This is a genomic window from Paenibacillus sp. D51F (assembly GCF_053345695.1).
Window position 1 is genome coordinate 256,595 of sequence record NZ_JBKFAO010000005.1, and the last position, 14,629, is coordinate 271,223.

The window sequence follows — 14,629 nt, forward strand, 5'->3', positions numbered from 1 at the left end:
GGGTCAGCTTTCCGCGCCCCGTAAAAAATTTCGCCTCACTTGTGATAAGGTTCACCTTACACACTATAACGGCTAAAATTAACTCATCTCTTGAATAATAAAATAATAAAAGAGGCCCACTAAATGCTGGCCTCTCTGACTCTTAAGATCTAACCATAATTTTGATATTACAATTTGTACAAATGTATTTGGGCTCCCCTTCATTGTACAATTTTTGAACAACGGCTACCATCGGAGAAAGGTTTCTATCATAATCATCAAATAGCTTATCCCATCTCTCTTGGTATTCAGCAGTTCCATTACACTCCGGACATTTACCTTGGTCATCATCATAAGTTATAGTCACTGCGCGCATTCTTTCACCTCCCCCTCTTCCATTTTCTAACAGCAATTTTAGGTATGCAAATACTAGTTTAGTTTTCCGCTTAAGCGGTGAAAATTTAATTACCGTTATTACACTTTTACGATCCCGTTACCGATGTAGACTTTGGCTGTGAAATTAAGCGACTCGATAGCTCCTCGCTGATCTTTTCAGCACGCTTTTGAAAGAATACATCATAATTATCATCCCAAACTCCAAAGTCATTTAAGTCAATCAAATGTGTATTCATGACATCATCGAGTTTTTTGTTTTGCGCCTTAAACTGCCCCATGTATTTCGAAGGAGCGTTATCACGGATAACTTGCTTGTTGAGAAAGTCATCAACAATAGTGATATTTACAATGTGATTGCTCAAATAATCCTTATCTATTCTCTTAAGATAAGCTTTGGGAAAGAAGTGGTGGTAATTTTTACTGGTTGCTATCTGGAGCCAGGCATTGTCAATGTGGACCTTAGCCCCATCAGCAAAAGACTGAGGCTCAAAGCTTGCAAACAAGGCCAGTATAGCCTTAATGAAGCTTCGACCTGTACTAAATTCGCCCTGTTCTATAATACGTTCAGGGCTAACATTAACATCATAATCGTAAGTTGGTAGCTTCCCGGCTAAGATCTGATCAATCCGCTTAAGGTCTTGCCCTAATTTGGACTCTACCCCACTAGAATACCTTTCTGACAATGAAGACCTCCAGAAAAAATCCTGCAAATATGTTCTCTTGTCATCAAGCGGCCTTTGCTTGTGATGATAAAAGAAATAAGCAAACGGGACGATAAGGGCATCATATGGAAGTATTCGAGATACAGGAATACGGAAATAACTCTTAAAGTAATCAACGGCAGCAATGATAGCCCGTTTAACCGAATCCCATGAACCAATAAATTCCTTCTTGTCTAGCTTTAGAATTTGTTTTCTGGTACAGTCTTTCTTTAAGACACAGGAGATAACCTGAAGTACAGTTGATGCTGCGATCGTCTTATAGTTATCACCAAGCTCGTTAAGCAACTCCTCATACTTTTCGGACAAATCGAAACCGCTAGTCTGGTCGTATGTCTTTGCTACCATGATTTCAAAAAGAGTCAGTGTTTTACCCCCGACGTTCAATCGGGTAAATACTTCTGTAGCAACATCAATCGGTGCATTTCTTAAGATGACTTGAGAAAATTGATAAGAAGTAAACCTTTCCTTGTACTTATCAATTTTATCAATCGAAGCTTCTGAATATCTCTTCAGCAGGGTGCTCATTTTCCCATATAGGAGCTCGGTAACCTTAATGTATCTTTCAGGTGTCTTGTCATCAATATTTACAGTGACAATCTCGTCATCATCACCTGCGTAAAGGTCAATGAATATTTCTGAGAAATCCTCTACCTTCCCGTCTCGTTCAAAAGTCAATCCCTTAAAACATGTATACATGCTAGTAATGCGCTGCTGTCCATCCAAAATGTACTGTGTAGTATGCCCTTGTGGAGTGCTAGGGAGGTTATGATTCCCAATATTTCGAATTGATCTTAGCTCTTCTTGAGTCTCCCACATAATAAATGTGCCTATCGGAAATCCTTTTGCAATACTGTCTAGTAGCTGTGCAGCGGCCTTCATTTCCCAGACATATTCTCGTTGGAATTGGGGAACTTTAATCCGTCCACTTGAGATATCCGCAATTAATGAATTAAGACCTGTGCTTTGTGGCTCCGGCTGAATCATGCTTTTCCTCCCAAAGATCAATCATATCTTATGGTTCGTTTGCTCATCTATGCAACGTTACCCCTAACCATTTTCGGGTGATGCTTTTTCTGATGTAACCGAGATCATTCGTGCTTGAATCTTATTCCAATGTCTCTTTATTTGTCTATATATTAAGCTTTCGACGCCATCGATTTCCTGAAACACAATATGGGATTTCTTTGCATAGGAAATAAAATTTCCATATCCTTTATACCTTCTCCCAAGATGGGTATAGAGCGAGTATAGCTTCTTCCTACCAACATTCTTACCTCGCTTCATACTCTCCTTATTCAAGGCCGCTACCTTCTTATAAGCCCTGTGGTAATACTTAAACAGACTTTTCTCTCGTAACATGACCTTTGTTCCATCAAAGGCAAATCCAAGATAATCAAGTTTGCTGGAGGTTTTGCATTCTATCTCCTTGTAGATGCCCTTATTGATATAGAATAAGGCACTAGTTTTCCCCTTACCCATTTCAATTTTGTTTTGCCTTACTGCTTCTTCAATAAAAGAAGTGTGATCAGATATATTATCTGATTTGCCAGCCTTAATGGGTATGACGACAATAATATCATCACTATATCTTCTGTAAATCCCACCCAAGCCAGTAACGTAAGTATTTATAACCTCATCAAATTCAATGGCATATACATTAGCAAGTACCACACTAATTGCTGTCCCCTGTGGAATTCCTTTGCTAAGTGGATTACATTCAATTCGAACGCGCTTGCGAAACTGCCTGAATTCAGCAGGTGTATAGTACCTCTCTCTATTTTCGCGATCACTTGTCCATCCTTTGTACCGCTTTAGGTCATTAATTAACAATTCCTTATCAACCCAATTAAATTTCGTGAGATGCTTAAGGACATTCCACCAGTCAGGCGGGAGCTTGGGTCCCTCCCCTAAGACTAACTGTAGCCGTTCTTTAAGTAGCTTATGATCGAGGTTGTCAAAATACTTTGAGAAATCCGAAACGAAAATAAACGCTTGCTCTTGTTCCGATATGAATTTGATTACTTCGGCAGCAAAATGGATATTGCTTCTTCCCTCTTTATTATTTCTGTAAGCAAGAGAAACAGTATCTAAACCTCTGTCGAGACATGCTTTGTTGTAAAGGTTATTAAGGCATTCACCATAGTATTTAAAAATATAACCATCCATATGGCTAGCATAATATATTTCACGTTTTTTCGGCTCTGTTAGAACCTTCTCTTTCTTAAACTTTCGGGTTGTAATTGTGTAATGGATAAAGGGATAAAAGCTATGTGAGGAGATATACGATGAGTTTTGTATATTCTTTCTTACGTTTTTAGTTACGGGGATTCGCGTATCGAAATGGGGGAAAGGCTTAATTTCAAAATCAAATGACAATTTCGCTTGTTTAGGTTTCATACATATTGAGTGAGCTTAAAGGGCCATGGCACTGCAGCTGTTAGACCCTTTGAGCTTTAACTCCTTCCCAAGGCTGCGTCTCATTTAACTGGTATACTAGAGTTATAATAACAATAGCATTGTGGAGTGGAGGTGACTTGGATTTGGTTCAATTAATCACGTTAGCCATCTCAGTTATCAGCAAGTTGTGCAAGGTTGCCCATGCGACACTTGACAAGAAATCATCCACATCCCTATAGTCCTAAAACCTATAGGCACTTTTAATTATAATAGATTAATAGACATGGTTCAACCAAATAATCCCTTTTATTTTTATCAAAATATCCAATTGGTCGCAATTAATCAAATATTGTTGTTTTATAAAATCACGTAAATATTGCATTACCGCAAACCCATGCCGTTTAATACGAATTAGTCTCCTGCATGTTTAGCTCCAATACCTAAGGGTCTTCCTAGATTCTACAGAGAATCGAAAGGACCCGATTAGTTTAAATCAACTAATAACGGGTCCTTTCTTTGTATAAACTTTAAGAAGCAGCTTGATCTCTATACATCTTATACAATTTATTGATGTTTTCTGCATTAATGTCAATGTTATTTTCATATGCGTATTTAACTGCATATCCAAGTGCCAACGTAGTTGCTCCTGCAACAGAAGCGCCTGCAACTGACCCAGCGCCGGGGAAAATTTTGATAATCTGTCTGAATATGCTTTTCCCTATGTTCCCGACAATAGTGGCAACAACTAACTCTTTTGCAGCTTCTTTTGTAATTGGCTTATTATATAGCACTGCTAATCTAGTAAGTAAGCCTATTTGAATTCCGGTTATTGGTATAATATCAGATCCCGGAATAGGTGATGCACCGACTGCTCCTGCCGACACAGAAGCGCCAATGATCCATGCATTCGCTGTTGCTGACTTCTCCTTTATGCTCTTAGCAAAGAGAATATCTTTACTCTTTTTTTTAAGTATTTCGAGTATGCTATTTCTTAAATTATCGATGTTTTCACCAGTTCGTGACGATATAGGGGAAACCTCATACTTGTCCCCAGTTTCTTTTCTAACCCTCGCTACTAATCTATCAATTTCATCTGCTGCATCGATCTTATTTAACACAATGATGATATTCTTATTTACACTTTGGATTTTTTCAAAGGATTTTTTCTCGACTTCAGAAAAGACAGTCCCCGCCGCGTTTAAAAAGAAGAGAACGATGTCAGCCTTCTTATAGTAGTTTAATGTTACTTCTGAGTTTGCAGTATTAACATCGTTTAAACCCGGTGTGTCGATAAAATAGATATTTTCTTTATATTTATACGGTTTGACTTCAGTAGTCTCACCAGGTTCTGCTCCTACGCCAGCCACCTCTTCACCGACGATCCGGTTAATTGTCGAGGATTTTCCTGCATTAACATCACCAATTAGAGCGATAAGGATTTCTTTGTCTAGTTGACTATTTATTTCATCCATTGCTCTTTCATATGCTTCATCCGCTGCTTTCTTAATATCTTCTTCATGATTATTCATAGCACAGTCCCCTTTCACTTGGTTTAGTATAGACGCCCATTCTAACAGTAGTGATATTTCAACATAAATATACAAAATCCTCCTTTTGAACTATTTTTTCACGTACTTCGGATTGATGCTTACCTTCTCATCTAGGTATTTCCTCCAGCACGTATTATCTCTGGATGGGTCGTTAGCCTGTTCTGTAAAGTAAACGCCCAACTTTTCATTCTCGAACTGGAAGTAGTCCCTCCCTCTCTGATTGCCGAACAGCGCGACCATCGCGTAGTTGTAGCTCGAACTGACCGCGATGCCCGCTTTTTGCATCGGAATTCTCTTATGTATTTCATCTATTGTATATGCGGCTTCAATGTCTACCCCTTCTGCCTCCAATGATTGCAGCAGGAGCGCAAAAAACAGGTCGGCGTTGGACCGCAGTGAGATTTTCCCTAAGTCGAAAACCTTTGACGAAAACGAGTTCCAATCGTACTTTTTGGAAACCGCTGGGGCCACTTTGGATCGCAACACTGGAATGGTTTTCACCTTATTTTTTCCGAACATCATGAGAAATTTGTCCAGCTCCCGCTTATTACCTTTCGCTTCTTTGACCGCTGGCAGCAACGAGTGCAGGAACACAGAAAAGTCTGTAATGTCGTCCAAGCAGATGGGATTTCTCTTCCAAACCCACTCGGGCCTTATGGTGGACATCAGATAGTTCATCGCCCGGAAATTGTGCTGGTCGATGATTTCTATCTTCTTAGGATTGAGCAAATGGGATAAGAACGCAAGGGTGATGAAGGATTGATGCCCCGCCAGCCGTTCTTCCCAGAATTCGAACATGTCGTCGAGCTCCGAATTCCCTGACTCAGTAAATTCCAGCCAATGCTTCTGAAGTTTGGCTATTATGACCTTGTGTGCTGGGACGTAGTTGGCCTTTCCCCAATGACCGTACTTCCACTCCATCGCTTGCCGAATGTCATCCAGCCCAACCTTTTTCGGGTCCGAAAATGTTTGTATCCACTTATGGTACGGCTCCTCCGGGTATTTCGTACCGTCGTACTTGGACACATATTCACTAAAGTTCTCGTTGATGGTTTTAGCAATCGTATCGATTTCCTTTTTGGTTAGTGTAGGCATTCGCTTGTCCCTCCGCCATATTCTGTTTTAGTTTCACATAAACCTTTTCGGATGTCACCCATCTGATGTGCTTAAGCCCCTACCATCCTAGCGCTGACGGTTACTCGGACAGCAAAAAGACCCTTCTGCATGAGATCGCAAAAGGGTCCTGAGGACTCTATTGATTGATAATCGATCTGATTTCATCTAATTTCTGCTGGCTAGACTTGTACCTGCTATACAAATGAAACACAAGTTCATTAAGCTCTTCAATAATATCGATCCGATCCTGCTTATCGTCAGCCTCAGAAAGCTTGTTCAATCTCGCCGTTATCATCCTCTTTACTCCAACAGAGCTTCGCTCTCCTGCACCGTAGACCTCCATATATATTTCCCAATAGTCATATTCGGGAAAGTCTTCCGTCCAGATTTTCGAAATATGCTTCCCTTCTTTTGCAAGTCGAACCATTACTTCTGAATCCTTCTTGTTCATTTAGCCCCTCCGTTCTAGATCAAGCTATGTTCTGGCTGTCAGCCATATCATTAAGCTCTTTTATTGAATCTTCTACAATTGCTTTCAGCTCTTCTAATAGATCCCCAGAAACCGAATCATACGTTATTCTCGGTTGGGGTATTCCCCTCTCGTAGATACTCCGTATCTCACTTGCCCTTTTTTCCGCTGAACCCGTACCTTTATAATTGTGAGCTGTAATCCATTGAGAGTGTAAGTCAACTTTAAGACGTCTGGTGATGAGATGATTAATTTTATCAGCGACAGTTTCCGCTAGCTTTTGAAGTGCACTATGCTTCACCTCATCTGTTGTGAGGGCCGACCATTCTCTAGGAACACTAAGAAATTCATTAAGACGTTGCATTAAATACCCGGCGAGATCACTTGCTGGTTTCAAATCGTTATATTCTACGACGCTCGGCCAATTGGCTACACGCACAGACAAAGCCTTTATACGTGTCCAGTGTTGTTTAGGGAATTGTGAGTTCCTTAACCCTAGTAAGCCAAGCCATTTCTGCATAAACAACTCTTCGGTTTCGGTTATCGCAATAACTAAACGTCCATAGTCATATTTAGGTACCGGCAAAAGACCAGTCGGTAGCTGGGAACCAGGCTTCTCGGCTTTTGCAAGTACGGAGTCTATAAAGGTTTCCATTTCAGCAATAAGCTCATCGGATGGATTCTTCAACTCTTGAGTATTCGGGAAGAAGAATGCATTCCGTTCCAAATGATCTCTCAATTGACGTATCATCCTTGGATTTAGATTATAAGCCTCTTGCATGGCTTCAATAGCACCCGTTTGAATGCCTAACACATGATCGCGGCGGTCTTCTTCGTCCAGCATATTGGAACCTTGTACTTGATCGAAGCGAGTATAGACAACCATCATTTTGTCTTGTTGGCCGCGGGAAGAAGCTTCACGCAAAATCACTTTTGGAATGTCCAGCATAGGTTGGACCGCATTATCTACTAGAACAACAGCATCAATTTCTTTAAACTTATTTGTCACTTCCATTGGAATACTTGTTGTTATATTGGAATCATGTCCAATACCCTCGCCATCGACCAGAACTAAACGAGGAGGGATATCGCCTTCCCACCAGCTTGGTTGAAATGGACCTTCTAATCGAACCCCGTTTACAACCGGAGCAAGCAGTTGACCAAATCTTCTTCCTTCATTTCCGGCAAACCATCTCATCATTGTGACTACTTCGGCCTTATCATCTGATTGGTTAAACCAATATACAGGCCATCCGCGAGTGTCTCTAAATAGTCGCCCTGTTTTGATTAATTCGAATCGTGATTTGATAAGATTTAAAATGTAATGGACGAGCTCGTTAAAACTCTCGGTCTCTTCCCGAATCCAATCTTCGTATAATTTATCGATGGCCTCATCGACTTGATCCTCTTCCGGGGTATACTGATCGAGTGCGTCTTTTGCTAATTTTTGAACCTCCTTAATGATGTAGTCTATATCCGCTTGCAGAGCTAGTTGATCTGGGTAAGGAATCTCCGGTTCCTGATCTTGTTGTTTATTACTGGTGGTTAGCTTGCCCGAAGACCTGTATTGCCCGAGTAAGTAGCTTAATCGAAACCGTTGCTCAGGATGCGATAGAAGGGCTTTTGCAATTGTTTTTTCGTCTTCTCCGATTACTGCTCTCCGAAACGCTTCCCATACACACTCTTCAATCAATTTTATTGTCTGGGCCTGTGATATGAAGGTTACAACACCGCTCCAGTTGCCTTCTCTAAAGATGAACTCGGTGTTGCACGTAGTAGTTCTGCTTGAGGATATGGCAGGAAAGCTAATCTCGTCCGGCTCGGTACCGATCATTTGCCTAATGACTGTTGTTTTCCCTGCCCCAGTAGTACCAAGAAACATTACCCGTGAGTACCCCTCATCCTTTGATGGCAGTTCTATTTTTTCATTTCGTAGATCCCAAGGGTCTTTCACCAAGTCCTCTTCCATCTGATCGTAAAATATTTCAACTGCCTTACTTTGGAACTCTGACTTTGCTTGCCTTTGCTCGTTTAAGGACCAATACCTTTCATCCGATAGCAGGCGATTTAAGTCATCTACGATCGACTGTGCTTCCCCCTGGTCCGAACCAAGTCCTCGCCTTATCTTTCTTCCTTGTTTGCCTTCGCGGTCCTTCAATACCGGATGTCTGAATTCAACGGCCCAACTGTTTACTCCGCCTTTTGTTAACCTTGCTGAATACATAGCCCCACACTCCCCATTCAATGTTCCTGACTGTTCCAGTTGCTCTTGTTCCTTATTTTAGGAACAACCAGGAACATTGTCAAGGGAAATTTTTCCGTCCTGCCCGTGTCGCTCTTGTTTGTGCTTTAAATAGCTACATTAATGCGCTGTCCCGCGAGCTCTCGCTTCATACAAACAGCAAAAGACCCTTCTGCATGGGTCGCAGAAGGGTCAGCGGCTAAAAAATGATGTACCGTATTTTCGTCGAAGTTCATTTCGATTTGGTCGATTGTGCGCGTATCCTTGATCGTTATTTGTTTGATGACGAGGTGCATCAGCATTTTTCGCTGGTCGTATGATGACGTGGCCAACAGCTTATCGAATTTTTCCAGAAGTGAACGGACAACTTCATAAGATACTGGGTCAGCGTTATCTTCTCTCAATTCGAGGACTATCTCCGTTTTCTTGGCATGTAGTCTGTCAAGTTCACGGTTGATGTCATCTAGGCGCTTCGAGAACATACCTTTGTCCAATCCGTCCTTTTCGTAGAGATCGAAGTATTTTTGCTTCTTCCCTTCAAACTCAGCTATTTTTGAGACGATATGGTCGAGTTCTTGCTTGAGAGGCTTGATGCGATGTGTTTTCCTATCGTTGATATTTTTAACAATAGCCTTCAGGATATTCGGCTTAACTAATACTTCCTTGACGCGATTCACCACGTACTGCTCTGCTTCTTGCTTGCGAATACTGTTGGCACTGCATACTTTGCTTCCCTTGTTGCGAAAATTGCTACAAGAGTAATACAAGCGAGTAATTTTGCTTCCGTCCTTTTGGCGATTTTGAATGCGGTTAGCCACCATCGGCCCTCCACATTTGGGGCATCGTATGAGCCACGTTAGCAGGAATTCGCCGTCAAATCGTTTCAGTGAGACGACAGCCTTTTTCTTTCGGAGATACTGCACCTTGTCCCACAGTTCCTCAGAGATAATAGCCGGATGTTGTCCCTTCGTATTGATCGGCTCCATGCTGCGCCCTCTACGGCGCTTGTCACTCCAGTTTTCATACTTCCCATATCGAATCTTCCCGGCGTAGAACGGATTGTCTAAAATTTCCTTTACGCCGCTGATGGAGAATGCTCCCCCCGATTTTGTCACATGTCCTTCGTGATTCAGTTCATTGGCAATCGACTTAAAGCCGCGACCTGCAGCGAACCGCTCAAAGATTTTGAGCACTACGACCTCCTCATGAGGCACGATTTCGACTCTGGATTCCCTGCTTCGGGAGTTCACGACGTCCTCTACGCTCCGGTAGCCTAGCGGCAGTTTGCCGTTGTGCTTCCCCGTCCTGGCACGCTGTTTATGGCCCATCCGTACGTTATCAACGATTGTATTACGTTCAAATTCGCCTACTGCTCCCATTATGTGCAGCATAAACTTACCAGAGGACGTTGAGGTGTCGAATTGCTGCTCTGAAAAAGACTTGAAGGAAACGTTATGCTTATCCAGCAGCTCGATTATATGCAACAGGTCAGACATTTTTCTCGCCAATCGATTCATTTTCCAAACGAGCACCATATCAAACTTACCTTGCTGGGCATCCTTCAGCATCCGCTGTAGTTCTAGCCGGTGCTCCATGCTCTTGCCGCTAATGCCCCGGTCAACATATTTGTCGATGATATCGTAGCTCTTCTGTTCGCAATATGCGCGTAACGTCTCGTCCTGTCCATCAATTGAGTATCCTTGTTCAGCCTGCTCCTCGGTACTGACTCGGATGTAGATGGCGACTCGAAGCGGCTTTTCACGATTATTTAGCATGGATGTAGTGCCTCCCTCGGATCAAAACGCTATAGATTTTGTTGTCCAAACTCCCCCGCCGCGGCAATCATCTGTAGTACGAATCGGCCATGGCGGGTTGAAGCATCGAACCTTTCATGGAGTGAGGTGAAGGTAACGTTATGCTCTTCTAGAATATCGACAGTCTGAAGGACATCAAGAGTTTGCCTCGCTAACCGATCGATTTTCCATACGAGTACTTCGTCAAAAAGGCCCCGCTTCGCTTCTTCCAATAGTTTGAGAAGAGAGTGCTGGCTTTTTAAGTGAATGCCGCTAACTCCTTCGTCGATGAAAATGCCGACAATTTCTTTACCTTGTTGCATACAATGGGCTTTTAGCGTCTCAACCTGCTCATCTATGGTACATCCGTTCACTGGCTCATTCTGGTTCGTACGAGCATACACGGCAACACGAGTATTTACGCGAGTTTGTTATTGGTTTTCCATTGTTTTTCCTCCATTTGGCCGGTTAATTGTAGTTGCTGCAGTTGCTCGCTACCGTGGATAACCGCCTTTGAAATGTCGCGGTCATGAGGCAGCGATATTTTATCGAACAGGCTTCGAAGTAATTGCTTCTGCTGCTCCATTGGAGCCGTAAGAAGCATGTTCTGAAACTGTTTCAGCGCGTTTCGGATGCTTTCCGGTTGCACAAATTCCATCTGTCTATTAGACAGTTTTTGCTGAATTTCATTGATATCAGCTTGCATCTCCATTTGCTTCTCTTTCAATTCGGTAAGCCTCTCTAAAAAGCCGCGTTGATCGATATGCCCGTCTTCAAATAGTTCGAAGCAACGTTGCTGTCGGTTCTCAAAGTCGGCGAGTTCCTTCTCCAACCTTTTCCGTTCAAGTTCCAGCGGTTTACGATCAGCATCCTTTTTGGCATTCACCGCCGCGGCAATTTGCTGAAGCAATCGCGGGGTTGTGATTAGTCCTCGAATTTTCCGAAAAAACCATTCTTCTATATCGTCGGCGCGAATTGCATTTGTTCGGCATGCAGCAGCACCATTATTCGAATAGCGCGAGCATATATAGTAGTAGTTCTGCCTGATCGTACCGTTTTTGTTGTAATTTTTGGTATGTGCCGCTATCATGCTATTCCCGCATTCAGGGCATTTTAGCATGCCCGTCAGCGGGAAAGGGCGATTGATTGCTTTGGATGGTGGACGTGAGTTCTTCCTATATCTTGACTGCACTTTATCCCAAAGCTCTTGTGAAACGATCGGCTCTTGTTCACCATCCGCCAGTTGTACCTCGATGCCCGGTTTAGACCGCCGCAGGCTGGTTCCTATGCGTATTTTCCCAATGTAGTTGGGGTTCGTCAGAATTCCCCTCACCGCCGCAATTCCAAAAGACAATCCTTTCTTTGTCCGAAAGCCCTCTCTGTTTAGCCTGTTTGTGATCGCCTTGAGTCCCAGGCCATCGGCGTACAGTTGGAATATGTGCCTGACGAGATCGGCTTCCTCCGCAACAATTTCTAGTTGCGGCTGTCCTAGCTTCGGTTGCCGATGCCAACTGTAGCCAAGCACCATGTTGCCGCTATTCCATCGTCCCTGCCGATTGCGTTCCTGAACGCCAAGTTGGACGTTCTCGCATATTTGCCCTCGTTCCAGTTCGGCGGTAGCACCGAGCATTTGAACGATGAAATTCCCCATAGCGGAATCGGTCTTAATTTCTTCGGTCAAACTCTCGATGCTGACATTGTTTTTATTGAAGATGTTCAGCATGTAGAGCAAGTCTTGCATGTTTCGGGCCAATCGGTTGAGCTTCCACACATAGACGAATTGAAATTCGCCGCGTTCGGCATCGGCAAGCAATTTTTGCAATGCCTCCCGACCCTTTATGGATTTAGCCGACCTTCCGGCATCAACGTATTCTTTGATAATGGGAATTTTGTTCAGGCAACAGCGTTCCCTCAGCGCGTCCAACTGTCCGTCGATGCTGTAGCCTTCCACCTGCTCTTCCGACGAAACCCGGACATAGAGTACGGCCTTAGGGATTATCATGGATCTAGCCTCCTCTCTTGCATCACGCTACGAGTTGATAGTCCCATGTTCCCAGCAATTCTGCTGTTAGTTCTCGGTTAGTGAACTCTTCATCCTCTGCAAGAAGTATAGGCTCTAGCCAAAGCATCACTTCTGCGCGACGAGCCGCCTTCCTCTCTTGAACAGCAAGGTAGTTGATTATCATATCGGATAGCAAGTCAATTGCCGATTCAATACCATGTTGAATGCCTGCAGCCTCTCGCATATTCGTCCCTCCTTGTTGTCATTTAGAAAATACGACTACCCCTAAACGATAATCGAATATTTATTTGGGATTGCGATTGCCTTCAGTATTCCGATGGCAAAAGCATCGTCACATACTCGCCGCTGTCAATAATCCAAACCGTCATATCGTGTACATGCCTGCGGACGCCGGGCAGCATCGTTACTCTGCTGCGCTCCGGCTGTTCCTGCTGATGCATAACCTTCTGGATATTCCGTCCATTTACATTCTCGGTGCCCAGTTCGAATACTTGCAGGTAATCCATGTTCAAGCCATCGCGAATTTGCTCGTCAACAAGCTCCCATAAAGTTAACTGTAGTTCGAGATTGAGGATTTCGTTGATGCCGCGTGTTACATATCGCTTGGAGCTGAATGAGCTGGACATTTACATCAGCCCCCGTTCTTTCATGCTTATGAATCGGGTGCCTTCACCGAGGATGACGTGATCGAGAAGTTCGATGCCTAGCAAACATCCGCTATCCCTCAGCCGCTCTGTCAGCTCCACGTCCTCCGGGCTTGGGTCAGGCTGACCTGAGGGGTGGTTGTGGCAGGCAATGATTGAAGCTGAATTTGCCAAGATAGCCAGTTTATATGTTTCCCTGGGATGGACAATCGAAGCATTGAGCGAGCCGCAGGATACCTGATGGATCGCGGTGGGCTCGTTCTTCGTGTTCAGGCACAGGATACAGAATGACTCGCGATCGCAATCCCCGATGAATTGCCGGAACAAGTCCGCCGCATCTTGCGGCGAGCGGATGACGCGGTTCGGGTAGAGCAGCGACGTCTTCTCGCGTACCATTCGTAGGGATACAACCTCGATTCGTTTTGCCGCTTTGCGGTTGCTCATTGTACGCCCTCCTCTGCGGGACATCCGGCTTGTTCGGCAAGCCATTGTTCCACAACCGCATCCGTGCCGCCTTTTGGTGCATAAAGCATGAGGAAACTTTCATTGTCGGACATGAAGCATATCCGGTACATTGAGTGATCATCAGCTAGCTCAATCAGCTCCACGTACTCAGGGTGGGAGTCCGTCAGAATCAGATTTGTTCCGATCGGACTGACGATCGGCAACTCGCGGTTCGAGTCTTCTCGTTCCAACACCGCCATCTGGTAGCCGTGCTCCTCCAGCGAAAAATCGTCAGGCGGTGTTCTGTGGTTCAGTCCTGCTGCAAAATCGAGGTATTGAGCCATTAGGTAATGCAGCCCGAAGCGCGGCAGCTTGCCGCTATGATGCAACTTAATAATGTGATCGATTTCCGTAATAATTAGCAATTTGCCCATCTCCCTTGAAATTTTCTAACATAAGCCGGAATTTCAAGGTCATAATATCTGTAAGAAAATACAGTCAAAACGTTTCATTCGCGTGAATCAACTCTAATTTGGACGTTCACGCGAATGGTTTTAATCTAGTGCGGTTCAGTTATAGGAAGTATCTCGTCGACGTAGCACCAAGTCTTTCCCGACGGTAGCGGTTTATGGCAAATCCTAACGAAACATTCGCAATCTAATAGATCAGAGGTATCCAACTGCTCGGGCAAGTAACCATAGAGCGAATTCAGAACCGTAGCAAACCGGCTACCTGGATAATACGGTAGAAAATATCTCTCTCGTATCGATCGCAACCTTTGGCCAACAGCTACCTTATAAAGGACAACCACTTGGTCGCACAGGTTGTCCCCTACTCTGACAGCCCTATCAATA

The 14,629-nt window shown here is 43.7% G+C and carries 14 protein-coding genes; all 14 read right to left on the reverse strand.

The features are described 5' to 3' along the window. Nucleotides 1-142: 142 nt before the first annotated feature. Nucleotides 143-355, reverse strand: a complete 213-nt coding sequence (locus ACLBWT_RS11915) for a hypothetical protein (RefSeq protein WP_447663336.1) — start codon at nt 353-355, stop codon at nt 143-145. A 106-nt stretch (nt 356-461) separates the two neighbouring features. Then, nucleotides 462-2,081 carry a GmrSD restriction endonuclease domain-containing protein gene (locus ACLBWT_RS11920; RefSeq protein ID WP_447663337.1) on the reverse strand — a complete coding sequence of 540 codons (1,620 nt, stop codon included), beginning with the start codon at nt 2,079-2,081 and terminating at the stop codon, nt 462-464. A 63-nt stretch (nt 2,082-2,144) separates the two neighbouring features. Beyond that, nucleotides 2,145-3,494 carry a reverse transcriptase domain-containing protein gene (locus ACLBWT_RS11925; RefSeq protein WP_447663338.1) on the reverse strand — a complete coding sequence of 450 codons (1,350 nt, stop codon included), beginning with the start codon at nt 3,492-3,494 and terminating at the stop codon, nt 2,145-2,147. Between the two features lie 527 nt (nt 3,495-4,021). Further along, the gene (locus tag ACLBWT_RS11930) at nt 4,022-5,023 is read right to left on the reverse strand and encodes a GTPase (RefSeq protein ID WP_447663339.1); all 1,002 of its coding nucleotides are present in this window, start codon (nt 5,021-5,023) and stop codon (nt 4,022-4,024) included. Nucleotides 5,024-5,113: 90 nt separating this feature from the next. Next, entirely contained in the window at nt 5,114-6,139 is a 1,026-nt protein-coding gene (locus ACLBWT_RS11935; RefSeq protein ID WP_447663340.1) for a hypothetical protein, read from the reverse strand. A 157-nt stretch (nt 6,140-6,296) separates the two neighbouring features. After that, complete coding sequence (locus tag ACLBWT_RS11940) at nt 6,297-6,611, reverse strand: hypothetical protein (RefSeq protein WP_447663341.1); 315 nt, start codon at nt 6,609-6,611, stop codon at nt 6,297-6,299. Between the two features lie 19 nt (nt 6,612-6,630). Then, on the reverse strand, nt 6,631-8,853 hold the full coding sequence (locus ACLBWT_RS11945; protein ID WP_447663342.1) for a hypothetical protein: 2,223 nt from the start codon (nt 8,851-8,853) through the stop codon (nt 6,631-6,633). Between the two features lie 125 nt (nt 8,854-8,978). Next, entirely contained in the window at nt 8,979-10,646 is a 1,668-nt protein-coding gene (locus ACLBWT_RS11950) for a recombinase family protein (protein WP_447663343.1), read from the reverse strand. Nucleotides 10,647-10,675: 29 nt separating this feature from the next. Further along, the gene (locus tag ACLBWT_RS11955) at nt 10,676-11,068 is read right to left on the reverse strand and encodes a recombinase family protein (RefSeq protein WP_447663344.1); all 393 of its coding nucleotides are present in this window, start codon (nt 11,066-11,068) and stop codon (nt 10,676-10,678) included. Nucleotides 11,069-11,082: 14 nt separating this feature from the next. Continuing rightward, complete coding sequence (locus ACLBWT_RS11960; RefSeq protein ID WP_447663345.1) at nt 11,083-12,666, reverse strand: recombinase family protein; 1,584 nt, start codon at nt 12,664-12,666, stop codon at nt 11,083-11,085. 22 nt (nt 12,667-12,688) lie between these two features. Further along, the gene (locus ACLBWT_RS11965; RefSeq protein ID WP_447663346.1) at nt 12,689-12,910 is read right to left on the reverse strand and encodes a hypothetical protein; all 222 of its coding nucleotides are present in this window, start codon (nt 12,908-12,910) and stop codon (nt 12,689-12,691) included. 82 nt (nt 12,911-12,992) lie between these two features. Further along, entirely contained in the window at nt 12,993-13,313 is a 321-nt protein-coding gene (locus ACLBWT_RS11970; protein WP_447663347.1) for a DUF960 family protein, read from the reverse strand. Then, on the reverse strand, nt 13,314-13,775 hold the full coding sequence (locus ACLBWT_RS11975) for a JAB domain-containing protein (protein ID WP_447663348.1): 462 nt from the start codon (nt 13,773-13,775) through the stop codon (nt 13,314-13,316). It lies immediately after the preceding gene. Further along, nucleotides 13,772-14,200, reverse strand: a complete 429-nt coding sequence (locus ACLBWT_RS11980; RefSeq protein ID WP_447663349.1) for a hypothetical protein — start codon at nt 14,198-14,200, stop codon at nt 13,772-13,774. The genes ACLBWT_RS11975 and ACLBWT_RS11980 overlap by 4 nt, the downstream gene beginning before the upstream one ends. Nucleotides 14,201-14,629 lie beyond the last annotated feature (429 nt).